We start from the raw sequence: 25,282 nt of genomic DNA, 5'->3' as shown, positions 1-25,282 counted from the left end.
CGGGGTGGCCGAATCTCGCGGTTCTGGAATGCTAGGCGCCCACCAATGTCCGGTCCAGTCGTCGTTATCGATGCGCACTCGTCGGTTTTTTCGACCAATCAAGCCGACCTGCACCTGGTCTCTCGGCGACTCAATGCGGGTCGGCGAATGCTTTCCCGTACGATCGGTTGTCTCAAGCGACGAATCGGTTGGTCGCGAGCGGCGATTGGTGCGTGATGTACGACCTTCACCGGCTTCGGTTGCTGCGCGAACTCAAGCACCGCGGCACCCTTGCAGCTGTGGCTTCGGCCCTCTCGTACAGTCCTTCGACCATCTCGTCGCAGCTTTCGCAGCTGGAGGCCGAGGTGGGCGTCCCGCTCCTGGAACCCATGGGACGTCGGGTCCGTCTGACGCCCGCGGCGGAGATGCTGGTCGGGCATATCGAGGTGATCTTGGACCGGCTCGAGCAGGCCGAGGCGGATATCGCGCGGACGAAAACTGTGCTCGAGGGGGACTTGCGGGTCGCAACCTTCCAGACTGCCGCCAAGACCCTGGTCCTACCTGCCGTAGAATTGCTTCAGCGCGAGCATCCGCGGCTTCGCGTCCACGTGCATCAGGAGAACGAACGCACACCGCTGCGGGCACTTGTCGCGCACGAATTCGACCTGGTCCTCGCCGAGGAGTATCCGGGAGAACCGCCGTGGGCTCTGACCGGCCTGCACACTCAGCTTCTGCTCGAGGATCCTCTTCTTCTGGCCACCCCACCGGATGGCGAGCCGCCGCAACTCGCGGCTCTCGCGCACCTGCCCTGGGTCATGGAGCCCGAGGGCAATGCCGCCAGGCGCTGGGCCGACGCAGTCTGTCGCCAAGCCGGCTTTGAACCCCACGTTCGCTACCAGTCGACCGACCTCACCTTCCATGTGCGATTGATCGAAGCCGGGCAGGCGGTCGGATTCCTGCCCCAACTTGCCTTGGGCGTCCACGCTCCTACGGTGACACTCACCGAGCTGACGCCGCCGAACGCTCGGCGCGTCCTCATCGCCACCCGAACTGGCAGCCACGATCACCCGGCCGTCGTTGCCGCCCGTGTCGCGCTCGACCGAATCAGCCGCACGGCGCGGGATCTGACCCGGAGTTGACCCCTGCTCCGCCGCGACCCTGATGTCCAGGGTCGCGGCGGCAGGCATGCGGCCTCAGCAGTCGCGGAACTCCGGCGACTGGTTCAGGATCTGGGCGCGCAGAGACGTGAAGCGGGTGTACGTCTCACCGCCGCGCGCCTCGGGCGGGAACACGGCGACGCGGTGGCAGTTCTGGAAGGCGAGGGCGACGCCGAAGTGCCGCTCCAGGCTGCCGCGGATCGCGTCGCTGGACAGCGCCCGCAGCAGCTGACCGCGCTCCTTCTCGGAGGGCGGCGGAGTCTGGTTGTCAGCGAACTCGGCCTGACCGGCGCCCAGTTCGCCGACCAGGCGGGCGATCAGATCGTAGGCGTACGGCAGGGACGTACGGACCGTATCCACGAAGTCCTCTTCCCGCACCTGGCCGTTCTCGGCTTCGGCGAGCAGTTGCGGGGAGACGTCGAGCGACATGAAGGGGGTGTCCTGTCTGTTGTGCTGGTGGTGGAACGCAGGGGTGCGGTGGGGTCAGGCGAAGGCCGCGAGGGCCGCGGGGCCGTGCTCGAAATCGGGGTCGACCTGGTCGGCGAGGTCCCGGCCGGTGGCCTCGTTGGCCCAGGCGGTGGCGTTGCGGAGGTGGAACTCGACGGCGTGCCGCTGGAAGGCCGCCCAGTCCTTCGTACGGGCGTCGACGGCGGCCTGCAGTCGCTGCAGGGCCTCGGCGTTGGCGGGCTCCAGCTCGCCCTGGTCGCGGCCCTGTTCCTGGGCGCGGACGAAGGCGGACTGCTCGCAGTGGGCGAGGAGGTCGTCGCCGACGTGCCTGCGCAGGAAGTCGAGGTCGTCCGCGCCGGTGACCTTGTTGCCGACCACGGCGACCGGGATGCCGAACTCGGCCGCGTGGTCGCGGTACTGACGGTAGACCGAGACGCTCTTGCGGGTCGGCTCGACGACCAGGAACGTCATGTCGAACCGGGTGAACAGCCCCGAGGCGAAAGCGTCCGCGCCGGCCGTCATGTCGACGACGACGTACTCGCCGGGGCCGTCGACCAGATGGTTGAGGTACAGCTCGACCGCGCCCAGCTTGGAGTGGTAGCAGGCCACCCCGAGATCGCTCTCGTCGAAGGCGCCGGTGACCATCAGGGACACCTCGCCGACCCGCTGGACGTGGAGCGAGTGGATCTCGTCGTCGCCGAGCAGCCGGAGCAGCCGCGAGCCGCGCCCGGGCGGCGTGGTCTTCACCATCGCCTCGCGGGACGGGATCCGCGGGTTCGTGCCCCGCAGATAGTCCTTGATCTCACCGGTCCGCGCGCTGAGCGGCGGCGCGGCGAAGACCTCGTCCTCGTCGAGCCCGAGGGCGTAGGCCAGGTGCTGGTTGATGTCGCCGTCCATGGCGACGACGGGCGCGCCCGAGCGCGCGAGATGACGGGCGAAGAGTGCGGACAGGGTCGTCTTGCCGCTGCCGCCTTTACCCACGAAGGCCACACGCATGCCTAACCGCCCCTATTGGAAATGAATGTCATGAACGTAGATTGGTGATCGCGGGGGCTGGTGTCAAATCCGCGGACACTCAACTGGGCGGCAGGCACGGCAAGTTGAAAATTGGGTAGTAATGCGGGACGCCCGTCAGGGGAGTCGCACGAGATTGAGCCGGTAGTCCTCGACTGTCGGCAGCTTCATCGCGGCGAGGCCGGTGAGCATCTCCTGGTAGCCGCCCGGTAGTTCGTCGTACATCGCGGACGGCAGAGTGGCCAGCGTGTGCGAGGCGAGGACCTGGACTCCGGGGCGCCACTCGGCGAGCCGGGCCGGGTCCGTGCAGTTCCACGTCAGCCGTGCGTCGACCTTGCTGAGTGCGTCGTGCTCGTCCTGGGTGTCGACCATGCCGGGGCCCGTCGTGTCGAGGGCCAGCAGCGAGCCCGGGAAGCGGTCGGCGAGGAGGTCGACGACGCTACGGACGTCCTTCTCCTCGAAGTACGGCAGGACGGCCTCGGCGGCGAGGAAGTACGGGCCGTCCGTGGGCAGCGATTCGGCCCATGACGCGTCCGTCACCGATGCCGGGATCATCGTCCGGCGCGGGGTGTCCTTGAAGAAGGTCCGGCGCAGGTCGACCACGTCGGGCAGGTCGAGGTCGAACCCACGGACCCGGCCGTTGTCGACGCGCTCGTACCGGGTGTTGTGGCCGGTGCCGATCTCGACGACCGTGCCCTCGGGGTGTTCGGCGAGGAAGTCCCGCACCCAGTGGTCGAACAGACTCGTGCGCAGCACCGAGCCGAGCAGGCTAGGTCCGTCGTCGAAGCGGGCGAAGTCGTAGTCGATCGAGGCGACGATCTCCTCGGCCCGCACGTCGCGCAGGGCGGCTTCCGGCTTGCGGTTCTCCACCGCGCGGCCGTAGAGCGGGATGAGCAGGGTCTCCTGGACCGTGCCCAGACGTACGGTGTGCTGAGTCATGGCAGCCTCCCGGTTCGGTGTCCGTACCGGGCCGGGCGGTGCCGTGGCTGCGTCCACCGCCCGGCCCGGAGTCAGTGGGCCCCCGCGACCAGCTCGGGGTGCTCCTCGTGCTCGCAGGCGTCGTCGATGCCGTACGTCTCCCAGGCCGGGAAGGGGTCGGTGGCGGGCGGCGCTTCACCGGCCCGCATCAGACAGGCGGACAGCGCGGCCCGCAGCGGCTCGGCCTGCAACTCGGTGCCGATGAAGACCAGTTCCTGTGCGTACGGCGCCTGCTCGTCCCGCGCGGTGGACGGCTCGAAGCGGGCCACCGCACCGGCCTGCGACCACAGCCCGGTCACCTGCGGGCGGCTGGCCAGGGTGAAGAAGCCCTTGGAGCGCAGGACCTCCCCGAAGACTCCGCTGTCCAGCTGCTCGCTCACGAACGTCCACAACCGGCCGGGATGGAAGGGCAGTTCGGCGCGGAAGACGGTGGAGGAGATGCCGTACTCCTCGGTCTCCGGGACATGGTCGCCGTTCAGCTCCCGGACCCAGCCCGGCGCCTGCTGGGCGCGCTCCAGGTCGAACAGGCCGGTGCCCAGCACCTCGCGGACGTCGACCCGGCCGTGCTCGGCGGGGACGATCCGGGCGGCCGGGTTGAGGCGGGCGAGCGTCGCGCGCAGCCGGTCGGCCGTCGCGGTGTCGACGAGGTCGAGCTTGTTGACGACGATCACGTCGGCGAACTCGACCTGGTCCATCAGCAGATCGCTGACGGTGCGCTCGTCGTCCTCGTACTGATCGAGCCCTCGCTCCACCAGCTCGTCGCCGCCCGCCAGTTCGCGCACGAAGTTCGCGGCGTCCACGACGGTGACCATGGTGTCCAGCCGGGCCAGGTCGCCGAGGGTGGCGCCGTCGTCGCGGGCGAAGGCGAAGGTGGCCGCGACCGGCATCGGCTCCGAGATGCCGGACGACTCGATGAGGAGGTAGTCGAAGCGGCCCTCGCGGGCCAGCCGGTCGACCTCCTCCAGGAGGTCGTCGCGAAGAGTGCAGCAGATGCACCCGTTGGTCATCTCGACCAGGCGCTCCTCGGTCCGCGACAGAGCGGCCTCGCCGCCGCGGACCAGCGCGGCGTCGATGTTGATCTCGCTCATGTCATTGACGATGACCGCGACCCGCAGGCCCTCACGGTTGCCGAGGACATGGTTGAGCAACGTCGTCTTGCCCGCTCCCAGGAACCCGGACAGCACGGTGACGGGCAGGCGGTCGGACGGGTCGAGGGAAGGCATGGCGGTTCTCCTGGGTGGGCGAGCACGGCCACGCTACATGAAAATGGATTCCATTACTACGAGCGAGTGGACCGCGCCTCCAGTCGTCAGCCGGTGGCGGCGATGTGCTGGAACGCGGTGGCCAGCCCGGCCAGGTCCACGCCTTCGAGGTGGTCGAACAAGTGGCGACGGACGCTCACGACATGGACGGCCTCGGCCTCGTGCAGGCGGACCAGACCGGCGTCCGTGAGGACGGCGTTGAAGGAACGGGCGTCCTGTTCCGACTGCTCGCGCGCCACCAGGCCTTCGGTCCGCCGAGTCGGAGGTGCTCGACCACATCGCTGACGCCGACGTCGAGGCGGCGCTGCGTGCCATCCCGGAGGACTTCTGGATCGCCGTGCACCTCGCCTACGTGGAGGGCTTCACCGTCCGGGAGATCGCCGACATCATGGGGACGCCCGTCGGCACGGTGCTGTCGCGGCTGTACCGGGGGCGTAGGCAACTGCGTGCACTGCTGGAGGGGTACGCCCGCGAGCACCGGCTCGCGGGCGAGGAGCCGGTCATGTCCCGGCCTCCCGGGCTACGGCCGTCCCTGCCCGGAGTGCGGCGATGGGATCGGGAGCCTCGTCCAGTTCGATGAGGATGGTGCCGGCGCCGGGAGTGCGGGACATAGCGTCGGCCCATCCTCTCCAGTCCACGATGCCGGTGCCCAATTCGGCCATGTAGGGCTGCTGTTGGGCGAAGACCGTTTCGTCGATGGTCAGGTGGACGTCGATCGGCCTGACCGCGTCCTTCCAGTGCGCCAGCGCGATGCGCTGCGCGTGGCGATGTGCGACGGCTACGGGGTCGCCTCCGCCGAGCGCGATGTGGCAGGAGTCGGGGCACAGCCACACGTACCGTGGATCGGTCAGAGCCATGAACAGGTCGATGTCGCGCTCGTACCAGAGCGTGCTGTTCGACTCCGTGTGGAAGGCGAGCTTCACCCCGTGCCGGGCGACGGCCTCGCCGACCACGTGGGCGATGCCGGCCATCCGCGTCATGTAGGCGGCGTCGACGAAGAAGGGCGGGCGCGTGCCGAACGTCGTTCGCATGGGCAGTCCGGCGACGAGGAGTTCGGCTCCCATGTCGGCGAGGAAGGCGGCGCGTCGCTCGGCGTCGGCGACGATCCCGGGCAGGTTCTCGCTGTCCCGCCAGTCGGGGGCGTCGCTCCCGGCGATGAACGCGCTCACGACGGACAGGCCCCGGGCATCGAGTGCGCGGCGGAACGCCCGTGTGCTGCCGAAGGCACGCAACGCCGAGTCGATGTCGCCGGGCGCGAAGGTCAACTCGATGCCGGTGACGCCGGCCTCGGTCAGCGCGTCCATCACCCGTTGCCAGAAGCTCTCAGGGTTCGCCGAGGCCCAGTCGCGCACGGCGTCCGCGGATTCGAGGCCCCAGAAATCCGGGTGGTAGAAGGTGATGATGTCGGTTGCGAACCGCGGTGTCATACGGCACCTCCGCGCGCGTTGTAGACGACGACGCCATCGGCGTCGACCGCATCCCGATAGTTCCGGAACACGGCCAGCGCCTCGTCCCGGAGCACATCCCGTACGACTTCGATGCCGCGGGCCTCGAACTGCTCCGCCCAGTCCGCGCCGAGCGGGCCTTCGTCGAACGTGGTGATCTCCTCCAGCTCCGGGCCCTCGCCGGCGACCACGAGGCCGCGCACCCCGGACCACATCGTCGCGCCGTAACACTGCACGCACGGACGCCAGTTCACGACCAGCTCGTGCGTCGGCATGCCCGGGCCGCCGAGGTCCCAGCCGCCGGTCGCCCGCTGGGCGAGACCCAGCGCTACGACCTCGGCGTGCGCGCTCGACACCCCGGAGGCGAGCACGACGTTCACACCCACGGAGACGATCCGGCCGGTGTCCCGCTCGGCGACGACTGCCGCGAACGGGCCGCCGTTGCCCTCGCGCCAGTTGCGCTCGGCGAGGCGGTGCACGAGGCGCATCCGGTCGTCGCGGCCGGGGATGACGGAGGGCACGTCGGCCAGCTCGTCGTCGATCCAAGCCGGCAGGGCCACACGGTATTCCTTCGCGATGTGGATCATGATCCAACTCCCATCAGTGCAAGACGCTCGGCCACGGCGTGGGCGGCCCGCACCGCGGTCACCGTGCCTGTCAGCGTGACGTTGGCGGCCATCGCCGTCGGGATCACCCCGTTGCCGGCGAGGTACAGGTTGTCGAAGCCCCAGACCCTGCCGTCCGGGTCGCACACGCTGGTGCCGTCGTCGGCGGTGCCGGACCGGACGGTGCCGGTCAGGTGCAGGGACGAGCCCGGCGGGAGCAGCGCGCGTTCCGTGTGCGGATCGAACGGGCCGAACTCCTCGGCGAGCGCCCCGACTTCGGCCAGTGCCCGTCGTATCAGCGCACGGTCGGCGTCGGAGTAGCCGAACGCGATGCCGATGCGCGGCATACCGGCGAGGTCGGTCTCGGTGTCGGAGAACACCAGCCGGTTCTCGGGGCGGGACTCGACGGGGACGTACAGCGAGAGGCCTACGGAATGCGCGAGAGGGCGGCCGTTGTCGTCGACGTACGTCCGGTTCATGATCTGTCCGTGGAACGGCTGTACCGTGCCGTTCTGCGGCAGCCAGAGGGAGTCCGTGCAGAACTCGCCGGTGCGCGGCAGGGGCAGGGCCTCCAGGTCGAGGCCGAATCGGTCGAGGTCGAGCAGCACGCGGGCGGTGACGAAGGCGTGCTCGTTGAGGTGGCGGCCGAGCGCGTCGGGCCGTATGCCCGAGGCGAACAGCAGCTGCGGGGTGCGCAGCGCGTCGGCGCACACCACCACGGCGTCCGCCCGGAGTTCGGACTCGGCGCCGTCGGCGACCCGACGCAGCCGGGCGCCGGTGACCCGGCCGTCCGACACGACGAGGGATGTCACGAGGGTACGGGTGACCAGGGTGAAGGCCGGGTCGCCGCTGGTCGCGAGCGGAGGGAAGACCGTCCCGGGAGCGGTGCGCGGCAGGGGGCCCGATGCGGACGCGGTGACGGCCATGGGCATCGGCTGCGGGCCGCGGTCGTCCGGTCCCGTCCCGTCGTAGCGTCGACGCAGTACGTCGAGTACCAGTCGGCCGACCTCCGTCGGACCGATCGGGGAGGGGGTCACCGCGAGCACCCGGCGCGCGGTGTCCAGATCCGCCGCCCAGCGTGCCGGGTCGCCGAAGTCGAACACCTCGTCGCCCGCGGGCCACGGTGTCGCGGCGGTCCAGTGCACGCCCATGCCGCCCGCGTTCCAGGCGAGCGCCGTCGCGGGCATCGCCTCGGCGTCCTCGCCGAAGGCGAGCGCGTGGAACATGCCTGGCGGCAGATCAGTGAGGCTGCCGGCCACGTCGCGCACCACTTCGGCGCCCGTGTACATGCCCTGGATGCCGGTGGTGACCTGTTCGTTGTAGCGCGACCACAGCACCGGGTCGTCCACGTCGTGCAGATGACGGCCGGGGACCTCGCCGATCGCGGTACCGCCGTCGACCATCGTGATGCGCAGCGCCGGATCGGTGTCGCGCAGCAGTCGGGCCACGACGGATCCCATGATGCCGCTGCCGACGACGAGGACGTCGGTGCGCGGGGTGGGGGTCAAGGAATGCTCCTGTCTTGCACAAGGGGCTGTGTGAGGGGGCGTACGCGATCACGCGCGGGGGATCAGCGGGCCGAACAGCTCGGTGTCCATGCGGTCGAGCGCCAGCTTGACGGCGCCGATCAGCGGGGCGTCGCGGCCCAGGCCGGTGGCGCGCAGTTCGACCGCGGGGGTCCGGGCACGGCGCAGCGCCTCGCGCACCCGGGGCAGCAGCACATCGGCCGCGTCCTCCAGACCCCCGCCGAGCACGATCAGCGAGGGTGCGATCGTCCACGACAGGGTGGTGAGGATCGAGGCGATGTTCCTCACGAACTCGTCGACCTCCGCGAGCGCGGTGGCGTCGCCGGAGCGAGCCGCGTCGAACCGGCGGAGTGCGACGCCACGTTGGGCCGGCTCCGGTGAGGTCAGCCCGGCGACGGGGTGGTTCTCGACCGAGCCGGTCGGCATCGACACCGCTTCGACGATTTCACCGGCGGCGCCGTCGAGACCGCGGTGTACGGCTCCTCGGATGAGGATGCCGAGACCGGTGCGGTTCCCGAGCACCGCCCAGACGACGTTGTCGTGGTCGTCGGCCACACCGCGCCAACGCTCCGCGAGGGCTCCGAGGTTGGAGTCGTTGTCGGCGAACCAGGGCACAGGTATGCGGCGCGCGAGTTCATCGGGCAGGTGCACGCCTTCCCAGCGCGTCGTGTGCACCAGGCGCCGTACGACTCCGTCGTCGTCGATGGCACCGCCGGCCGCGACCGCACCGGCCCGCAGCCGGTCCGCCGAGCCGCCCGCGTCGTCGAGCGCCGCCCGCACCAGAGCCGCGGCGTCGTCGAGGGTGACCTGCGGATCCTGGTAGGCGCGCAGCGGTCGGTGCGCGCGGCCGAGGACACGGCCGCGTACATCGGCGACCGCCGCCGACGCGTCCGAGGTGGTGATGCGCACCGCGGCCAACAGGGCCTGCTCGGCCCGCAGTTCGTACCGCCGGGCGGGGCGCCCGGCACCGCCGCTCGTCGGAACCCGGTCCAGCTCGGTCACCCAGCCCGCCTCGACGAGCGAGTCGAGGATCAGCTCGATGGTGCGGCGGGAGAGCCCGGCCTGCTCGGCGAGCGCGGTCAATGTCGTCGGCTCGGCCGACACCGCCAACGCGCGCAGGATGACGGAGGTGTTGACCCGTCGTACGGCGCTCTGGTTCAGGCCGTTCATGCCGGTCGTCGGCGCGGACCGCGTCACCGCATGCCCGTTCCGGAGATGCCCTGCACGAAGTAGCGCTGCAGGAACAGGAAGAGGACGAGCACGGGCAGCATCACGACGATCGCGCCGGCCAGCATCAGGCCGTAGTCGGTGACGTGTGCCGCGGCCTGACTGGTGGCGGCGAGGCCCACCGGCAGCGTGTAACTGGACATGCTCTGGGCGACGATGAGCGGCCAGATGAAGTTGTTCCACGAGGTGAGGAACGACATGATCGTGATCGTCGCGACCGCGGGGCCGGCCAGCGGCAGGAAGATCCGGAAGAAGATCCGGAACTCGCCCGCGCCGTCGATCCGCGCCGCTTCGAGGAGCTCGTCGGGAACCGACATCGCGTACTGCCGCATGATGAACACCGACAGCGGCAGCGCCATGCCGGGCAGGGCGATACCGGCGAGGGTGTCCGCCAGGCCCAGGTCGACGGTGATCACGAACTGCGGGACGAACACCGCGGTGAGCGGCACCATCAGCGCCGCCATGACCGCGCCGAACGCGATCCGCTTGCCCGCGAAGTCGAGCTTGGCGAGCGCGTAGCCGGCAGCCGAGGCCGTCACGATGTTGCCGGCCACCACGAGGGCCGCGACCACGATGCTGTTGACCATGAACCGGCCGAAGCCTTCGGTGCTGAACAGCCGTACGAAGTTGTCGAAGGTGACGTCGGTGGGGAGCCAGGCGCCGGGGTCGGAGCGGATCTCGTCGAGACTGCGCAGCGAGCCGCTGATCACCCAGAGGAACGGCAGCATCGTGAGCAGCGCGCACAGCACCAGCGCGCCGTACAGCAGCGGTCGGGAGACGGACCGGCGGCGCACGGCGATCCGGCCGGTGGTCAGGTGGGCGTCTTCGAACGCGGCGACGGCGGTCATGTGCGGGACCTCAGCAGTCGGAACTGGACGAGACTCACCACGGCCACGAGCACGAGCATCACGAAGGACGCGGCGGACGACATCCCCAACTCGCCCGCCCCGAACTGGTGGTAGGTGTACAGCGCCACGGACTCGGTGGAACCGAGCGGGCCGCCGTCCGTGAGCAGATACGGCTCGTCGAACACCTGGAGAAAGAAGACGGTCAGCAGCACCGAGACCAGAAGGATGGTGGGCAGCAGCAGTGGCAGGGTGATGTGCCTCAACTGCCGCCACCGGCCCGCCCCGTCGAGGGCGGCGGCCTCGTACACGTCTCGGGGAATCGCCTGCAGACCGGCGAGGAACAGCACCATCGCGATGCCGAAGTTGCGCCAGATGCCCAGCAGGATGACCACGGGCATGGCCAGGTTCGGGTCGTCCAGCCAGTTCGGTCCGGCGAAGCCGACGGCGCCGAGCACCTTGTTGACGGTGCCGCCGTCGTTGAAGGCGTACTGCCAGATCAGGGCGACCGCCACGACGTTGGTGACGACCGGTGCGAAGAAGACCGTGCGGAACATCCCGCGCAGTCGCCGGATGCCGGAATTCAGCGCCAGGGCCAGCGCGAACCCGGTCCCCATGGTCAGCGGCACGCCGACGGCCACGAAGACGGCGGTGTTCACGAGGTCCCGCAGGAAACTCTGGTCCCGGAACAGCCGGAGATAGTTCTCGAGGCCCGTGAAGTCGACCGCGAACGGATGCCGCAGATCCGTGCCCCGCAGATCGGTGAGGCTGAACCCGAGCGCGGCGACGGTGGGGATCGCCGTGTAGAGCAGGAACACGACGGTGAACGGTGCCAGGAACAGCCAGGCGACAGCCGTTCGCCGGGCGCCGCCGCCCCGGCGGCGGCGCACGTTGACGATGCCGGTGGTCATCTTGACGGTGTTGGTCGTCATCCGCGGATCACTCCGCACCGGTGCCGACGCTCTCGGCGTACGCCTGGACGTTCGCTGCGGCCTTCTCCGCGCTCTCCGTGCCCTTGGCCACGGCCTCGATCTCCTTGCCCAGCCGGGTCGCGACCTGCTGCCAGGTGGTCACCTGGGGGAACGCCCGGGTGTTCTTCATCTGCGTGAAGAAGGCGTCCAGCAGCGGCTGGTCCGCGATGGCCGGGTCGTCCCAGGCGGAGATGACGGCCGGCAGCGAGCTGTATGCCTTGTACTGCGCGACCTGGGTGCTCGGCTCCGCGAGGTGGCGGACGAACTTCCAGGACGCGTCCGCGTTGTCGCTGTCGGCGAGTACGCCCCAACTGCCTCCGGCGGAGAAGGAGGCGCCGCTGGAGTCCCCGGCCGGCAGGGGCGCGGTGGCGACATGGGACGCCGTCCAGCCGTCCTTGCCCGCGGCCTTGTCGAGCTGGCCGATGACCCAAGGTCCCGTGATCATCGAAGCGGTCTTGCCGGAGGTGAAGTACGGCTGGGCGTCCAGGAAGGTGGGCGTGCTGGTGTCGGCGGCGCCCGAGGTGAAGAACGACGCGTTGTACTTGATCGCCTCGGCCATTTCCGGTGTGTCCAGGGTCCACTTGCCGTCGGATGAGAACAGCGAGCCGCCGGCCTGCCAGGCGTACATCGCGACGTCCTGGCCGTTGAAGATGTCCCAGCCGATGTCGGCTGCGAGGCCACGTCCGGCGCCGGCGTCCTGCATCGCCTTCAGGAAGGGAACCGTGTCCTTCCACGTCGTCGGCGCCTTCACGCCCGCCTTGTCGGCGAGGTCGGAGCGGTAGACGAGCGCGTAGGTGTAGGCGTACCAGGGGACCGTATAGGCCACGTTCTTGACGACACCCGCGTCCCAGAGACTCTTGAAGAAGGTGCCCTTGTCGACGAGTCCGTCCGGCACGGGCTGCAGGATCGACGGATCGAGGAACTGCGCCTGCGACTCGGGGAAGAACTGGGCGACATCGGGTCCCTTGCCCGCCGCGACCGCCGACTGGAGCTTGGTGTAGTACTCGCCGTTCGGGATCAGCGTGAAATTGACCTTGACGTCGGGGTTGTCGGCCTTGAAGGGCTCGATGACCTTCTCGAGCACATCGGCGTCGCCCTGGGCGGCCCAGACATCGACGCTGCCGGTGGCCGGAGAGTCGTCGACGGGCTCGGCGGTGCCCGTCGCGGCGGTGTCACCGCCGCGCCCGCAGCCCGCAAGGGCGAAGGTGCAGATGAGCGCTATACCGGCGGTCAGCCGTAGGGCGCCGCGGCGCAGGGAATGTGGCACGCGGGGGCTCCTGTCTCCTGAAGGCACTGAGGGCAGAGGTGCGATTCCAGGAAGGTATGGAGCGCGCATTTCGGCCAAGTGGCGCACCCGTCACGAATAATTTCGGAACTTGTAGCGAAATCCATTCGTCCCGATATGTGCAATCACCTCTGCTGCGGGGTCGTGTGCTGAATCCGGCCGGGGCGCACGGGGCGCCCCGGCCGGTGGGGAGGCAGGTGGTCAGGGTGTCGGCAGTTCGGCGCGGACCGTGTAGGCCGCGGCGACCAGGTTCTCCAGTGAGGAACGGGTCTCCGGCCAGGCGCGGGTCTTCAGGCCGCAGTCGGGGTTGACCCACAGCCGGTCGGCGGGGATCGCCTTCAGGGCGGTGCGCAGGAGTTCGGCCGCCTCCTCGGCGCTCGGCACGCGCGGGGAGTGGATGTCGTACACGCCGGGTCCGGCCTCGCGCGGATAGCCGTGGCCGGCGAGTTCACGGGCGACCTGCATATGGGAGCGGGCCGCCTCCAGGCTGATGACGTCCGCGTCGAGGTCGTCGATGGCCTGGACGATGTCGCCGAACTCGGCGTAGCACATGTGGGTGTGGATCTGGGTGTCCGGACGCACTCCGCTGGTGGTGAGGCGGAACGCCTCCGTGGCCCAGGCCAGGTAGGCGGGGTGGTCGGCGGCGCGCAGCGGCAGCGTTTCGCGCAGGGCCGGTTCGTCGACCTGGATCACCGAAGTTCCGGCCGTCTCAAGGTCGTTCACCTCGTCGCGCAGCGCCAGCGCGACCTGCCGGGCCGTCTCGCCGAGCGGCTGGTCGTCGCGGACGAAGGACCAGGCGAGCATGGTGACCGGGCCGGTGAGCATGCCCTTGACGGGGCGCGAGGTGAGGGACTGGGCATACGTCGTCCAGCGCACCGTCATCGGCTCGGGACGGGAGATGTCGCCGGCCAGGATCGGCGGGCGGACGTAGCGGGTGCCGTAGGACTGGACCCAGCCGTGCTGGGTGGCGAGGTAGCCGGTGAGCTGCTCGGCGAAGTACTGGACCATGTCGCCCCGTTCGGGCTCACCGTGCACCAGGACGTCCAGGCCGGTCTTCTCCTGGAAGGAGATCACCTCCTGGATCTCCGCCCTGATCCGGTCCTCGTAGCCGGCCGTGTCGATCCGGCCCGCCTTCAAGTCCGCCCGCGCCGCGCGCAGTTCGCCGGTCTGCGGGAACGAGCCGATGGTGGTGGTCGGCAGCGGCGGCAGGCCGAGGTGGGCGCGCTGGGCGGCGGCCCGCTCGGCGTACGGCTGGGAGCGGCGGGCGTCGGCGGCGGTGACGTCCGTGGCGCGGGCCCGTACGGCCGGGTCGCGGGTGATGGGGGAGTTGGCGCGGGAGGCCAGGTCGGCGCGGTTGGCGGCGAGTTCGGCGGTGATCGCGTCGGTGCCGCGGGCGAGGCCCTTGGCGAGGGTGACGATCTCGGCGGTCTTCTGCCGGGCGAAGGCGAGCCAGCGCAGGATCTGCGGCTCGATGTCCCGCTCGGCCGCCGTGTCGAGGGGGACGTGCAGCAGGGAGCAGGAGGCCGCGACGTCGACCCGGTCGGCCAGGCCCAGAAGGGTGCCGAGCGTGGTGAGCGACGCCGACAGGTCGTTGACCCAGATGTTGCGGCCGTCGACGACACCGGCGACCAGCTGCTTGCCGGGCAGCCCGCCGACCGCGGCGAGGGCGTCCAGATTGGCGGCGGCGGCGTCGGTGAAGTCCAGCGCGAGTCCGTCGACGGGGGCTTTGGCCAGCACCGGCAGTGCGTCGCCGAGCCGGTCGAAGTACGAGGCGATCAGCAGCCTCGGCCGGTCGGTGAGGGCGCCGAGCTCCCGGTACGCCCGCTCGGCGGCGTTCAGTTCGGCCGGGGTGCGGTCCTGGACGAGGGCGGGCTCGTCCAGCTGCACCCACTCGGCGCCGGCGGCGCGCAGGTCGGCGAGGACCTCGGCGTACACCGGGAGCAGCCGGTCGAGGAGGGTGATCGGGTCGAAGTCGGCGGCCACGCCGGGGGCGGGCTTGGCGAGCAGGAGGTAGGTGACGGGGCCGACCAGGACCGGACGCGCCGTCAGGCCCAGGGCGAGGGCTTCCTTCAGTTCGGTGACCTGCTTGGCGGAGTCCGCGGTGAACACCGTGTCCGGGCCCAACTCCGGCACCAGATAGTGGTAGTTGGTGTCGAACCACTTCGTCATCTCCAGCGGCGCCACGTCCTGGGTGCCGCGCGCCATGGCGAAGTAGCCGTCCAGGGCGTCCGCTTCGACGGCGGCGCGGTGCCGCTCGGGGATCGCGCCGACCATGACGGTGGTGTCGAGGACGTGGTCGTAGTACGAGAAGTCACCGGTCGGCACCTCGTGGATGCCGGCGCCGGACAGTTGCCGCCAGTTGCCGCTGCGCAGTTCGGCGGCGGTGGCGCGGAGGGCGTCGGCGGTGACGCGGCCCTTCCAGTAGCCCTCGATCGCCTTCTTCAGTTCCCGGCGCGGGCCCTGGCGGGGGTAGCCGTACACGGTGGCCCGTGCTGCCGCGGCTGCGGGCTTGCTTGTCACGGAGATCTCCTTCGCGAGATGAATCCCAGAGATCCCGGAGACGGGACGAGAACGCGAAGGGTGACCGACCGGACGGCAACGGCCACTGGCCGTCCGCTCGGTGGTACGCCGACCCGCCCTCGAGGTCACCGGGATGTCCGCGCACGAGTGGTTCGCACACGGGCAGTTGGCAGGTCTTCGGACTCACGGGCACGTCTCGTCGTCGTACGAGAGACATCTACTGGCCGTCGCTTCCCAGGCCCGTTTCACGGACCCAGTGCGTATGACGGCGGTCGTTCCCGTTCACCGCTGCGGGGCAGTCCCGGAATTTCACCGGGTTCCCTCTTGCGACGCATCCCGCCTGGCGGACGGGGCGAACCAGCTGCGTCGGCCAGCTTAACCCGCGGGAGGAAGTGGCTGCTCGAACCACACAACCTTGCCCGTGCTCACCCGAGTTGCCCCCCAGCGCTCTGACAGCTGGTCGACCAGGAACAGCCCGCGTCCGCCCTCGTCGCTCAGGCGGGCGTGGCGCATCCTCGGTACCACGGGGGAGTCGTCGCCGACCTCGCAGCGGAGCACGTCCGTGCACAGGAGCCGCAGGGTGATCGGGCGGGAGGCGAAGCGCACGGCGTTGGCGACCACCTCGCTGACCATCAGCTCGGTGGACTCCAGGAGGTCGTCGAGGCCCCAGCCGTGCAGGGTCCTGCGGGTCAGCCGGCGGGCCTGGCGGGCGGTCTGCGGGCGCGGAGCCATGTACCAGTAGGCGACGGTCTCCGGCAGGATGCCCTCGAACCGGGCCGCGAGCAGCGCGATGTCGTCGTCGCGGCCACCGGAGCCCAGGGTGCCGAGGGCCTGGTCGCACAGGCCTTCCAGGGTCGGCGGCGCGGATCCTGAACCAGTCGCGCGCAGCCGGGCGCACAGCCGCTCCACGCCGGTCATGACGTCCGAGTCGCGGGACTCGACCAGGCCGTCGGTGTACAGCAGCAGCGTCGCCCCGGTCGGCGCGTGGGTCTCGACGGACTCGAATCCGCCGCTGCCGACACCGATCGGCGCTCCGGGCGGGACGTCCAGCACCTCCACGCCGCCGTCGGGACGCAGCAGCACCGGCGGCAGATGTCCGGCGCTGGAGACGATCAGCCGGTGCAGTACGGGGTCGTACAACGCGTACAGACAGGTCGCGGTGTGCTCGCTGCCCAGGCGTCCCGCCTGCTCGTCGAGGTGGTGCAGCACCTCGTCCGGGGGCAGATCGAGCCCGGCCAGGGTCTGCACGCTGGTCCGCAGCTGGCCCATGATCGCGGCCGAGGTCATGGAGTGGCCCATCACATCGCCGATCACCAGGGCCACGCGGTTGCCGGGCAGCGGGATCGCGTCGTACCAGTCCCCGCCGACCTGCGCGGTCCGCGAGGCCGGCAGATAGCGGCTCGCCAGCCGGACCCCGGGCGGCTCCGGAAGCGACGGCGGGAGCATCGTGCGCTGCAACGTGTCCGCGACGGATGCCTCACGTTCGTACAGCATCGCCTTGTCCAGCCCGAGGGCGGTGTGGGTGGCGAGCTGGGAGGCCACCAGCAGATCGTCGCCGGTGAAGTCGGGCCGGTCGGGTCCGCGGATCAGGACGACGCTGCCCAGGGCGTGGTTGCGGCCGTGCAGCGGGGCGATGATCAGCCGTCGCCCGGGCGGTGCCGACCGGGGCATGTGCACCCTCCCGAGCAGCTCGGCCGCCGCCGGGGCGACGCCCGGGTCGCTGCCGAACACCGGCCGTCCGTCCTGGAGCAGCTTGGCGAGCAGTCCAGTGGTGGCCGGGTGGACGACCTCGGCCGCCTGGAGGGTGTGCGCGCTCGGCGCGGGTGATGCGGAGCCCTGGCCGGCGGGGGCCCGGAGGGACGCGTGGTCCACGGTGTGCAGCCGCAGGATCTCGGGGGCGGCGCCGATGTCGTCGCCTATCGGCAGGGGGGCGTACAGATGGACGAACGCCGTGTCGGCGAACGCCGGGACGGCCGCGCGGCACAGTTCGTACAGCGTCTCGTCGAGATTCATGCCGCGGGCGATCTGCCGGGTCGCGGCGTCGAGATAGCGGAGCCTGTCGGTCTGCGGCGGGGTGGCGTCGGGTCCGGCGGGGGCCTCGGCGGCCGGCAGGCGCACGGTCACCCCGCGGTTGTCGGAGCCGGACGGCTGCGGCCGATGCATGAACGCAGCGGATTCCCGCGCACCGGGCGCGGGACCCCCGGTGTCGTCACCGGTTCCGAGCTGCTTCGTCATGCGTGTCCTTCCGGGCGTGCGGCCCGCGCCCCGGCGAGCGGTTCAGGAGTCGTCGGGCGTGCGCCGGCAGTGCAGGAAGATCTGTACCTCGGGCTGGATGTCGGCGGCCGCCGGAGCGTAGGTGTACGAGGACTCGTCGCCGATCTCGAAGCCCGCCGTCTCGACGACCTCGCGCAGTTCGTCCCTCAGGTAGCCGGAGACGCGGATGCTCCTTCCGATGAAGGGGATCGAGAAGTCGTCCACATCGGCCTCCACCATCGACAGGGCCAACAGGCCGCCGGGACGCAGCAGATGACGGACGGTGCGCAGGGCCAGGGGGATCTCCGCGCGCGGGAGCATGAGCAGGGAGAAGAACGCGGCGACGCCGTCGAAGCGCCCGAGGTCCAAGGGGCCGCCGGGCCGCAGGTCCGCGATGTCCGCCTGATGGAACTCCCCGGTGGGCACATGGTCGCGGGCCAGCGCGACCATCCCGTCCGACAGGTCCACCCCGACCACGTCGAAGCCCGCCTCCGCCAGCTGGCGCGCGGTCGGGAGCCCGGTTCCGCACCCCAGGTCCAGCACCCGGGACCCGGCCGGCAGCGAGCCGATGAGCCATGCGGCCGCCGCGACCTGCCCTTCCTTGTGCGGGAAGGCCTCGTCGTAGCGATTGCCGATGGCGTCGAACGCCTCGGCCTGACCGGTGCGGTCGGGTCGTAGCGTTCCGTAGTCGAGCCTGTCGCCAGGGTTGCTCACCGGGTCTCCTCGGGTGCCTTATGCGGCAGTTTTTCATATTCGCCTGGTTATGTGCATGCTTCGGTGTGATCCAGATCACCGGCTGTGAATGCAGCGTGAAGGGGCTGTCAGTGCCTTCTCCCTTGTGTAGGCGAGCCGGCGAGAACTGGGGACAGCGCGGATGGAACAAGATCGGGCCGGTGAGTTCGACGAGTTCGTGGCCGCCCGCTGGTCGGGGCTGTTCCATCTGGCGCGTCTGCTCACCGGAGGCGATCGGCACCGGGCCGAGGACCTGTTGCAGGAGTCCCTGGTCAAGCTGTGGTTCGTCTGGCCGAAGATCGCCGACGAGGCACCGGAGGCCTACGTGCGCAAGGTGCTGTCGCGAGCGGCGGCTCGCTCGGCCCGGCGGCGCTGGTGGGGCGAGCGCCCCGTGGAGGAGTTGCCCGAGGTGGCGGTGACGGGTGACGTGTCCGCGACCGTGGCGGAGCGGTCCCGGCTGGAGGCCGCGCTGGCACAACTGCCGTCCCGGCAGCGGGCCGCGGTGGTGCTGCGCTACTACCAGGACCTGCCCGAGGCGCACGTCGCCCAGGTGCTGGGCTGCCCGGTCGGTACGGCCCGGTCGCACGCCTCGCGTGGAGTGGCGCGGCTGCGCCGGCTGCTGGCCGATGTCATCGAGCCGGTGGGGTGAGGGAGAAGTCATGGATCACTTCGAGCGGCAGTTGGCGCAGCTGATGCGCGACACCCAGGAGCACACCCCCTACGAACCGAAGTATCAGGACCGTCTGCGGGCGGGCGTACGAGCACGGCGCCGGGTCCGCGCGGCACAGGCGGCCGTCGGCTCCGTACTGGCGGTCGCCGGACTCGGCATCGGGCTGTTCCTGCTGCCCGACGGCCAGGTCAGGGACGAGCCCAGCGCTCCCAACCCGCGGCCCGCCGTCAGTCCGTCGTCCCCGGCGAGCGAGACCTCGCCGCCGGGCCCGTCGCCGACCGCGACTTCGTCCCCGTCCTCGTCCCCGACCGGCTCGGCGGACTCGTACGCGCCCACCACCGCACCCCCCGCGTCGGCGGGGGGCGCGACCTCGGACTCCGGGGATCCGTCCGTGGGCGCCACGGATAACGGCGCCACGGGCGAGAGCAGTCCGTCACCCACTTCGACACAGGGCGTGCCGGAGACAGGGGAGCCGTCGGCCCCCGAGTCGTCCTTCATCGGTTCGGCCGACTAGAACCCCACTCGACCACCCCAGCGATCACCCCGCGCCGCGTGTGCCTTCCGCACGCCCTGCGCCGGAGTACAGACAAGGACGAACCATGACAAACGCAGGGACGATCGCCTTCATGGGAAGGGACCGGCTGCCCCGCCCCGCCCCGCTCCCCGCGCACCATCCGGAGCCCGTCCTGGACGTGGTCGTGCCCGTGTTCAACGAGGAGGCCGATCTGGAGCGGAGCGTACGACGGCTGCACGCGCACCTGCGGGAGACGTTCCCGTACCCGTTCCGGATCACCGTCGCCGACAACGCCAGCACCGACGCCACGCCACGGATCGCCGCCCGGCTGGCCGGCGAGCTGGCGGAGACGGACTGGATACGGCTGGAGGAGAAGGGGCGGGGCCGCGCGCTGCGGGCGGCCTGGTCACGGTCCCGGGCCCCGGTGCTCGCGTATGTGGACGTGGACCTGTCGACCGGACTGGCCGCGCTGCTCCCGTTGGTGGCCCCGCTGATCTCCGGGCACTCCGACATCGCCATCGGCACCCGGCTGGCCCACGGCTCCCGGGTGGTGCGCGGCCCCAAGCGGGAGATCATCTCCCGCTGCTACAACGTGCTGCTGCGCTCCACGCTCGCCGTGGGCTTCTCCGACGCGCAGTGCGGTTTCAAGGCGGTGCGGCGCGAGGTCGCGGAGCAACTGCTGCCCCTGGTCGAGGACTCCGCGTGGTTCTTCGACACCGAGTTACTGGTGATCGCCGAGCGGGCGGGGCTGCGGATCCACGAGGTGCCGGTGGACTGGGTGGACGACCCCGACAGCCGGGTGGACATCCTCGCCACCGCGCTGGCCGACCTGCGGGGCATCGCCCGGATCGGCCGCGCACTGGCCCGCGGCACCCTGCCGTCGGCGGAACCGTCCCAGGGAGCCGAGGCCCCGGCGCCCGGTCTGTTCACGCAACTGGTGCGCTTCGCGGCCGTAGGAGCGGTGAGCACCCTCTGCTATCTGATCCTGTACGCGGCGCTGCGTCCGCCGCTGGGACCCCAGGCCGCCAACGCGGTGGCGCTGCTGGCCTGCGCCGTCGCCAACACGGCCGCGAACCGGCGGCTCACCTTCGGGCTGCGCGGCCGCGGCGGCGCCCTGCGTCACCAGGCCCGCGGCCTCGTCACCTTCTGTGTCGGCCTGGCGCTCACCAGCGGATCACTCGCGGCCCTGCACCACATCGCGCCCACCGCCGATCACCGCATCGAACTCGCCGTCCTGGTGGCCGCCAACCTCGCTGCGACCCTGCTGCGGTTCCTGCTCTTCCGGGCCTGGGTCTTCAGCAGCCGTGCAGCCCGTGCCACCCGTACCCCTCGCTCCCTGGGACGGACCGCCCGATGAACACGACGCTCACGGTCGTTCCCGACCACACCGCACCCCCGCACCCCGTCGTGCCCGACCGCCGGCAGCGGCTGCACCGCCTGGCCGTGCGCTACGGTCCGCCGCTGGCGCTGTACGGCGTACTGAAGCTCATCGGCTTCTCCGTCTTCATGTACCTGCTGGACTCCGCCGGTGACTTCCGGAAGAAGAACCCCCGCTTCGGCGGCGGCGCCCACGCCTGGGACGTCCTGGGCACCTGGGACGGCTGGTGGTACCAGCAGATCGCCGCGCACGGCTACCACCCCGAACTCCGCCCGATCCCCGGAGCCACCGGACTGATCACCCTCGAAGGGAACTCGGCGGCGTTCTTCCCGCTCTACCCGGCCCTGATGCGGCTCGTCTCCGAGGTGACCGGCCTGGGCACCTTCGGCGCCGGACTGCTCGTCTCGGTCGTCGCCTCCTTCGCCGCCGCCCTGGGGATCTACGCCGTCACCGCGCACCTCGGCGGCCCGCGCGCCGGGCTGACCGCGGCCGGGCTGTTCGCCGTCTGGCCCGGCTCCGGCGTGGAGTGGGCGGTCTACTCCGACTCCCTCTACGTCGCCCTGGCCGCCTGGGCCTGCTACGCGGTCATGCGCCGGAACTGGCTCACCGCCGGCCTCCTCACCTGCGCGGCCGGCCTCAACCGCCCCACCGCCGGCGCCCTGATCGCCGCCCTCGCCGTCGCCGCACTCCTCGCCATCCACCGGCACCGGCGCCACGAAGGCATCCTGCGCCCACTCGCGGCGGTGGCCGTCGCCCCCCTCGGCCTCTTCGCCTACCTGCTCTGGGTCGGCCATCGCATGGGCGACTACGGCGGCTACTTCAAGCTCCAATCCGGCGCCTGGGCCCACGAGTTCGACTACGGCAAGTACACCCTCGACGTCCTCACCTCCGTCCCGGTCGGCCACAAGGACTACCTCTTCGCCTGGCCCTACGCGGACATCGTCGGCGTCTGCGTGGTGCTGCTGGCGGCCGTGTTCCTCCCGTTGCTGATCCGGCTGCGCCCGCCTGCCGTCCTGGTCGTCTACACCGCCGTCACCCTCGCCCTGGTCCTGGGCAGCCAGCAGATCTTCGGCAACGTCTCCCGCTATCTGCTCCCGGCGTTCCCGCTGTTCATCCCGCTCGCCCTGGCGCTGCGCCGGCTCAGCCTGCGCCTCCAGCTCACGGTGCTCTCCATAGCCGCGGTGGCCTCCGGTTCCTACGCGGGCTACGTCCTCTTCGAACTCGGCGTCCCGTAACCCGGCGGACCCAGGAATGGATGCACGATGACCGCGACCCTGCCCGAACGGAACGTCGCAAGTCCCGTAAGGAAAGTGCCTCGTGCCGCCCCACCACGGCGGCGACTGCTCGACCGGCTGACCCCCGCGGACCGCCGGGTGCTGCGGCTCTACGCCCTCACCCGCCTCGGACTGTGGCTCGTCACCTACTGCACCGCGTGGCTGTTCCCCGCCGACGGGGACGCCAAGTCACCGGCCCCGTGGCTGTCCCACTGGGAGCGGTGGGACTGGGCCCACTACCGACACATAGCCGAATACGGGTACTTCGGCTCCTTCCCGGGGATGGACCCCGCCTCCGACAACCGGGTGGCCTTCTTCCCGGGCTTCCCGTTCACCCTCCGCGCCGTACACACCGTCATCCCCGACTGGACCGTGGCCGGGCTGCTGATCTCCCTGGTCAGCGGCGCCGTGGCGGTGGTGGCGCTGGGCCGGATCGCCGGGCTCGGCCACCCGGACGGTGCCCGGGCGGGCCAACGGGCCGTCACCTTCCTGCTGTTGTCGCCGACCGCGGTGTTCCTGGCCGCCGGATACACCGAAGCGCTCTTCCTCGCGTTCGCGCTGCCGGCCTGGCTCGCGGCGAAGAACCGCAACTGGCCCCTCGCCGGCCTGCTCGGCGCAGCGGCCACCACCACCCGGGTCAGCGGGCTGTTCCTGGCCGCCGCGATCCTCGTCGAGTTCCTGCTGGCCCGGGACGACCGCCGCGGCGAGCGCCGGATGCGCGCGCTGCCCTGGTGCGCGCTGCCCGTCCTGCCCGCCGCGGTCTACACGGTCTACTTGCACGCACAGACCGGCGACTGGATGGCCTGGAAGCACGCCCAGGAACGCGGCTGGTACCGGGACTTCCACACCCCCGCCGAAGCGTTCCGGCACACCCGGGACAACGCCTTCGACCACCTCCTGACCACCGGCTACGCCTGGGAGTTCCAGCTGGAGCTGGCCGCGATGGCGACCGGGCTCGTGCTGCTGGCCCTGCTGCTGTACCGCCGCCGCTGGCCGGAGGCCGTCTTCATCGCGCTCAACCTCTGGGCTCTCGGCACGTCGTACTGGTACCTGTCCATTCCCCGCGCCACGCTGCTCTGGTGGCCCCTGTGGACGGGCCTGGCCCACTGGAGCCTGCGGCGCGGCTGGGTGAAGGAGGCGTACCTCGTCGTGGTCGCGCCGCTGATGGTGGTCCTCGCGGTGACGTTCACGTCGGGCCGCTGGGCGGGCTGAACCCGGCCTCCCCGTGACCGGGCGCACGCGCGGCGCTCAGCGCCAGTCCGGTGCCCCCGGGGCACGCGGCAGATGGGCCTCGATCTTCGCCCGTATCTCCCGCATCACGGCGACGATACGGGCCTCGTGGTCCGGGGTGAGCCGGGCCACCGGGACCGAGCAGCTGATGGCGTCGGTCGCCGGGGCGCCGTACCGCAGGGCGAAGCCGAAGCCCGCGATGCCGGTCACCGTCTCCTGGCGGTCGACGGAGTAGCCGCGCTCGCGTACCCGGGCCAGGTCGGCCAGCAGGGCGGCGCGGGTCGTGTGCGTGTTCTCCGTGAGGGCGGTCAACGGGTCCTCGGGGAGCGGGAGTTCACCGTCGGGGCGTTCGGCGAGCAGGGCCTTGCCGAGGGCGCCGGCGTGGGCCGGGACGCGGCGGCCGACCCGGCTGATGGTGCGCAGATACTCGTGGGACTCCCGGGTGGCGAGATAGACGACGTCGCCGCCGTCGAGCCGCGCCAGGTGGATCGTCTCGCCGAGCGCGTCCGACGCCTCGTCCAGGTACGGGCGGACCGCACGGATGCGCCGGTCGCCGTCGAGATAGCTGGTGCCGGTGAGGAGTGCGCGGATCCCGATGCCGTACAGCGAGCCGGTGGCGTCGGTGCGGACCCAGCCGCAGTCGACCAGGGTCCGCAACAGCTGGTACATGCTGCTGCGCGGCACGCCCAGTTCCTCGGCGAGCTGATCCAGGCGCGAGGGTTCCTCGCCCCGGGCGGCGAGCAGTTCCAGCAGCGCGACCGTCCGGGACGCCGACTTCACGCCGCGAACACCTCTCCCCTCCGACATGGGGACATCGTAAATCTGCGGCCGTCCGTGCCCGGCCACCCATTGACCTAACCCGTTCACCCACCTAGCCTCCATCTGCATACGTGGACACCATCTGCATATAGGGATGAGATTCGTGGCAGAGATCAGTGCGGAAGCCGGACGGGTCGTCCGGCGCCTCCGGGACGGAATGGCGGGCGGGGTGCTGTCCTTCCCGCTCACGAGCTTCCGGGAGGACGGCCGGCTCGACCTCGACGCCTACCGGGAGTACCTGGCCGGCCGGCTGGCCACGGCGCCGGGGGCGGTGTTCCCGGCCTGCGGGACCGGGGAGTTCTTCTCGCTGGACGAGGACGAGTACCGCGCGGTCGTCGAGACCACGGTCGAGGTCGCCGACGGCCGGCTTCCGGTGGTCGCGGGCACCGGCTACGGCTGGGCGCAGGCGCTGCGGTTCGCCCGTATCGCCGAGGAGGCCGGCGCCGACGCCCTGCTGGTCCTGCCCCACTACCTGGTCGGGGCGCCGCAGGACGGCCTGGTGGCACAGCTGCGCCGGATCGCCGCCGGCACCCGGCTGCCGCTCATCGCCTACCAGCGGGGCCAAGTGGCGTTCGGGGCGGACGCGTTGAGGCGGATCGCACAGATCCCCGGCGTCATCGGCCTCAAGGACGGCCACAGCGACCTCGACCGCCTCCAGCGCCTCACCCTCGCCGCCCCCGAGGGCTTCCTCTTCTTCAACGGCGCCGCCACCGCCGAGATCCAGGCCCGCGCCTACGCCACCGTCGGCGTCCCCGCCTACTCCTCCGCCGTCCACGCCTTCGCACCCGAGATCGCGAACGCCTTCTTCACCGCCCTGCAAAGCGGCGACGACGCCTTCGTGACCAGGCTCCTGCGCGAGTTCTACGTCCCCCTGGTCGAGCTGCGCGACCGGGTACCGGGCTACGCCGTCTCCCTGGTCAAGGCCGCCGCCCGGCTGCGCGGCCTCCCGGTCGGCCCGGTCCGCGCCCCGCTCACCGACCCCGGCGCGGACGATCTCGCCGACCTGGAGAAAGTGCTCGACCACGGCCTGAGCCTCGTCGACGCCGTACGGCGACCTGCCTGACGCATCCGGCCGGCGGCGCCCGCGTCACCACCACCACCCGCCGCCCCGCGCCGGCGGCCCACAGTGAACAGTTCAAAGGGGAACTGCT

General features: G+C 70.9%; 23 protein-coding genes, 1 pseudogene and 1 riboswitch. Of the genes and pseudogenes, 8 read left to right on the top strand and 16 right to left on the bottom strand.

All coding sequences use genetic code 11. The annotated features are described in order from the left end of the window. The first annotated feature begins 215 nt into the window (after positions 1-215). Positions 216-1,118 carry a LysR family transcriptional regulator gene (locus OG828_RS11900; protein WP_328371772.1) on the top strand — a complete coding sequence of 301 codons (903 nt, stop codon included), beginning with the start codon at positions 216-218 and terminating at the stop codon, positions 1,116-1,118. Between the two features lie 54 nt (positions 1,119-1,172). Here OG828_RS11900 and OG828_RS11895 read toward each other — a convergent pair whose 3' ends face one another. The 5 genes from OG828_RS11895 to OG828_RS11875 all read right to left on the bottom strand — a co-directional run bounded on the left by OG828_RS11895 (position 1,173) and on the right by OG828_RS11875 (position 5,076). Beyond that, positions 1,173-1,565: an SCO5389 family protein gene (locus OG828_RS11895; protein ID WP_328354039.1), complete on the bottom strand. Its 393-nt coding sequence runs from the start codon at positions 1,563-1,565 to the stop codon at positions 1,173-1,175. Between the two features lie 54 nt (positions 1,566-1,619). After that, entirely contained in the window at positions 1,620-2,579 is a 960-nt protein-coding gene (locus tag OG828_RS11890) for an ATP-binding protein (RefSeq protein WP_210571570.1), read from the bottom strand. A 135-nt stretch (positions 2,580-2,714) separates the two neighbouring features. Next, complete coding sequence (locus OG828_RS11885) at positions 2,715-3,536, bottom strand: class I SAM-dependent methyltransferase (protein ID WP_328501095.1); 822 nt, start codon at positions 3,534-3,536, stop codon at positions 2,715-2,717. Between the two features lie 71 nt (positions 3,537-3,607). Next, a complete protein-coding gene (locus OG828_RS11880) occupies positions 3,608-4,798 on the bottom strand; it encodes a GTP-binding protein (RefSeq protein ID WP_328501094.1) in 1,191 nt (396 codons plus the stop codon). Between the two features lie 86 nt (positions 4,799-4,884). Then, positions 4,885-5,076, bottom strand: a complete 192-nt coding sequence (locus tag OG828_RS11875) for a hypothetical protein (protein ID WP_328354031.1) — start codon at positions 5,074-5,076, stop codon at positions 4,885-4,887. A 2-nt stretch (positions 5,077-5,078) separates the two neighbouring features. On the opposite strand from OG828_RS11875, the pseudogene OG828_RS11870 reads away from it, so the two are divergent. Beyond that, a pseudogene (locus OG828_RS11870) lies at positions 5,079-5,417 on the top strand (sigma factor-like helix-turn-helix DNA-binding protein); the annotation flags it as partial. On the opposite strand, the gene OG828_RS11865 reads toward OG828_RS11870, so the two are convergent. The 10 genes from OG828_RS11865 to OG828_RS11820 form a co-directional block, all read right to left on the bottom strand. After that, positions 5,338-6,264 carry a sugar phosphate isomerase/epimerase family protein gene (locus tag OG828_RS11865; protein WP_328501093.1) on the bottom strand — a complete coding sequence of 309 codons (927 nt, stop codon included), beginning with the start codon at positions 6,262-6,264 and terminating at the stop codon, positions 5,338-5,340. The pseudogene OG828_RS11870 and the gene OG828_RS11865 sit on opposite strands and share 80 nt — an antisense overlap. Continuing rightward, entirely contained in the window at positions 6,261-6,869 is a 609-nt protein-coding gene (locus OG828_RS11860) for a nucleoside deaminase (RefSeq protein WP_328501092.1), read from the bottom strand. Before OG828_RS11860 ends, OG828_RS11865 begins: the two co-directional genes overlap by 4 nt. Beyond that, positions 6,866-8,395 carry a GMC oxidoreductase gene (locus OG828_RS11855; RefSeq protein WP_328437839.1) on the bottom strand — a complete coding sequence of 510 codons (1,530 nt, stop codon included), beginning with the start codon at positions 8,393-8,395 and terminating at the stop codon, positions 6,866-6,868. The genes OG828_RS11860 and OG828_RS11855 overlap by 4 nt, the downstream gene beginning before the upstream one ends. Before the next feature lie 48 nt (positions 8,396-8,443). Next, on the bottom strand, positions 8,444-9,583 hold the full coding sequence (locus tag OG828_RS11850; RefSeq protein ID WP_328504853.1) for an ROK family transcriptional regulator: 1,140 nt from the start codon (positions 9,581-9,583) through the stop codon (positions 8,444-8,446). Positions 9,584-9,606: 23 nt separating this feature from the next. Beyond that, positions 9,607-10,488 (bottom strand): carbohydrate ABC transporter permease, encoded by an 882-nt coding sequence (locus OG828_RS11845; protein WP_210571596.1) that lies wholly within the window; start codon positions 10,486-10,488, stop codon positions 9,607-9,609. Then, positions 10,485-11,417, bottom strand: coding sequence for a carbohydrate ABC transporter permease (locus tag OG828_RS11840; protein ID WP_443060122.1), 933 nt, complete (start codon positions 11,415-11,417; stop codon positions 10,485-10,487). The genes OG828_RS11845 and OG828_RS11840 overlap by 4 nt, the downstream gene beginning before the upstream one ends. 7 nt (positions 11,418-11,424) lie before the next feature. Then, a complete protein-coding gene (locus OG828_RS11835) occupies positions 11,425-12,723 on the bottom strand; it encodes an extracellular solute-binding protein (protein ID WP_328501091.1) in 1,299 nt (432 codons plus the stop codon). A gap of 219 nt (positions 12,724-12,942) precedes the next feature. Next, positions 12,943-15,261 carry a 5-methyltetrahydropteroyltriglutamate--homocysteine S-methyltransferase gene (gene metE, locus OG828_RS11830; protein ID WP_328501090.1) on the bottom strand — a complete coding sequence of 773 codons (2,319 nt, stop codon included), beginning with the start codon at positions 15,259-15,261 and terminating at the stop codon, positions 12,943-12,945. A 151-nt stretch (positions 15,262-15,412) separates the two neighbouring features. Then, positions 15,413-15,638, bottom strand: a riboswitch (cobalamin riboswitch). Further along, complete coding sequence (locus OG828_RS11825; protein WP_443062391.1) at positions 15,637-17,496, bottom strand: SpoIIE family protein phosphatase; 1,860 nt, start codon at positions 17,494-17,496, stop codon at positions 15,637-15,639. (Overlaps the previous riboswitch by 2 nt.) A 42-nt stretch (positions 17,497-17,538) precedes the next feature. After that, positions 17,539-18,228 carry a class I SAM-dependent DNA methyltransferase gene (locus OG828_RS11820; protein ID WP_328437836.1) on the bottom strand — a complete coding sequence of 230 codons (690 nt, stop codon included), beginning with the start codon at positions 18,226-18,228 and terminating at the stop codon, positions 17,539-17,541. 160 nt (positions 18,229-18,388) lie between these two features. Here OG828_RS11820 and OG828_RS11815 point away from each other — a divergent pair, with 160 nt between their 5' ends. The 5 genes from OG828_RS11815 to OG828_RS11795 all read left to right on the top strand — a co-directional run bounded on the left by OG828_RS11815 (position 18,389) and on the right by OG828_RS11795 (position 23,294). Beyond that, positions 18,389-18,895 (top strand): SigE family RNA polymerase sigma factor, encoded by a 507-nt coding sequence (locus OG828_RS11815; protein ID WP_210571625.1) that lies wholly within the window; start codon positions 18,389-18,391, stop codon positions 18,893-18,895. 10 nt (positions 18,896-18,905) lie between these two features. Continuing rightward, positions 18,906-19,430 carry a hypothetical protein gene (locus OG828_RS11810; RefSeq protein WP_328501089.1) on the top strand — a complete coding sequence of 175 codons (525 nt, stop codon included), beginning with the start codon at positions 18,906-18,908 and terminating at the stop codon, positions 19,428-19,430. Positions 19,431-19,515: 85 nt separating this feature from the next. Beyond that, on the top strand, positions 19,516-20,787 hold the full coding sequence (locus OG828_RS11805; RefSeq protein WP_443062390.1) for a glycosyltransferase: 1,272 nt from the start codon (positions 19,516-19,518) through the stop codon (positions 20,785-20,787). Next, positions 20,784-22,043 (top strand): hypothetical protein, encoded by a 1,260-nt coding sequence (locus OG828_RS11800; protein ID WP_328501088.1) that lies wholly within the window; start codon positions 20,784-20,786, stop codon positions 22,041-22,043. The genes OG828_RS11805 and OG828_RS11800 overlap by 4 nt, the downstream gene beginning before the upstream one ends. Before the next feature lie 27 nt (positions 22,044-22,070). Then, a complete protein-coding gene (locus tag OG828_RS11795) occupies positions 22,071-23,294 on the top strand; it encodes a hypothetical protein (protein ID WP_328501087.1) in 1,224 nt (407 codons plus the stop codon). Between the two features lie 36 nt (positions 23,295-23,330). On the opposite strand, the gene OG828_RS11790 is transcribed toward OG828_RS11795, so the two are convergent. Continuing rightward, positions 23,331-24,119, bottom strand: coding sequence for an IclR family transcriptional regulator (locus OG828_RS11790; RefSeq protein WP_328501086.1), 789 nt, complete (start codon positions 24,117-24,119; stop codon positions 23,331-23,333). Positions 24,120-24,234: 115 nt separating this feature from the next. Here OG828_RS11790 and OG828_RS11785 point away from each other — a divergent pair, with 115 nt between their 5' ends. Continuing rightward, positions 24,235-25,194 carry a 5-dehydro-4-deoxyglucarate dehydratase gene (locus OG828_RS11785; RefSeq protein WP_328501085.1) on the top strand — a complete coding sequence of 320 codons (960 nt, stop codon included), beginning with the start codon at positions 24,235-24,237 and terminating at the stop codon, positions 25,192-25,194. Positions 25,195-25,282: the final 88 nt, after the last annotated feature.

Source organism: Streptomyces sp. NBC_00457 (assembly GCF_036014015.1).
Lineage (GTDB): Bacteria > Actinomycetota > Actinomycetes > Streptomycetales > Streptomycetaceae > Streptomyces.
Note: the sequence above shows the minus strand (reverse complement) of the source record. Positions and strands in the feature narration are given on the sequence as shown.

Coding starts and splice junctions, on each gene's coding strand:
- OG828_RS11900 (WP_328371772.1), top strand. CDS start 216: ATGTACGACCTTCACCGGCTTCGGTTGCTGCGCGAACTCAAGCACCGC.
- OG828_RS11895 (WP_328354039.1), bottom strand. CDS start 1,565: ATGTCGCTCGACGTCTCCCCGCAACTGCTCGCCGAAGCCGAGAACGGC.
- OG828_RS11890 (WP_210571570.1), bottom strand. CDS start 2,579: ATGCGTGTGGCCTTCGTGGGTAAAGGCGGCAGCGGCAAGACGACCCTG.
- OG828_RS11885 (WP_328501095.1), bottom strand. CDS start 3,536: ATGACTCAGCACACCGTACGTCTGGGCACGGTCCAGGAGACCCTGCTC.
- OG828_RS11880 (WP_328501094.1), bottom strand. CDS start 4,798: ATGCCTTCCCTCGACCCGTCCGACCGCCTGCCCGTCACCGTGCTGTCC.
- OG828_RS11865 (WP_328501093.1), bottom strand. CDS start 6,264: ATGACACCGCGGTTCGCAACCGACATCATCACCTTCTACCACCCGGAT.
- OG828_RS11860 (WP_328501092.1), bottom strand. CDS start 6,869: ATGATCCACATCGCGAAGGAATACCGTGTGGCCCTGCCGGCTTGGATC.
- OG828_RS11850 (WP_328504853.1), bottom strand. CDS start 9,583: ATGAACGGCCTGAACCAGAGCGCCGTACGACGGGTCAACACCTCCGTC.
- OG828_RS11845 (WP_210571596.1), bottom strand. CDS start 10,488: ATGACCGCCGTCGCCGCGTTCGAAGACGCCCACCTGACCACCGGCCGG.
- OG828_RS11840 (WP_443060122.1), bottom strand. CDS start 11,417: ATGACGACCAACACCGTCAAGATGACCACCGGCATCGTCAACGTGCGC.
- OG828_RS11825 (WP_443062391.1), bottom strand. CDS start 17,496: ATGACGAAGCAGCTCGGAACCGGTGACGACACCGGGGGTCCCGCGCCC.
- OG828_RS11815 (WP_210571625.1), top strand. CDS start 18,389: ATGGAACAAGATCGGGCCGGTGAGTTCGACGAGTTCGTGGCCGCCCGC.
- OG828_RS11810 (WP_328501089.1), top strand. CDS start 18,906: ATGGATCACTTCGAGCGGCAGTTGGCGCAGCTGATGCGCGACACCCAG.
- OG828_RS11805 (WP_443062390.1), top strand. CDS start 19,516: ATGACAAACGCAGGGACGATCGCCTTCATGGGAAGGGACCGGCTGCCC.
- OG828_RS11800 (WP_328501088.1), top strand. CDS start 20,784: ATGAACACGACGCTCACGGTCGTTCCCGACCACACCGCACCCCCGCAC.
- OG828_RS11795 (WP_328501087.1), top strand. CDS start 22,071: ATGACCGCGACCCTGCCCGAACGGAACGTCGCAAGTCCCGTAAGGAAA.
- OG828_RS11790 (WP_328501086.1), bottom strand. CDS start 24,119: ATGTCGGAGGGGAGAGGTGTTCGCGGCGTGAAGTCGGCGTCCCGGACG.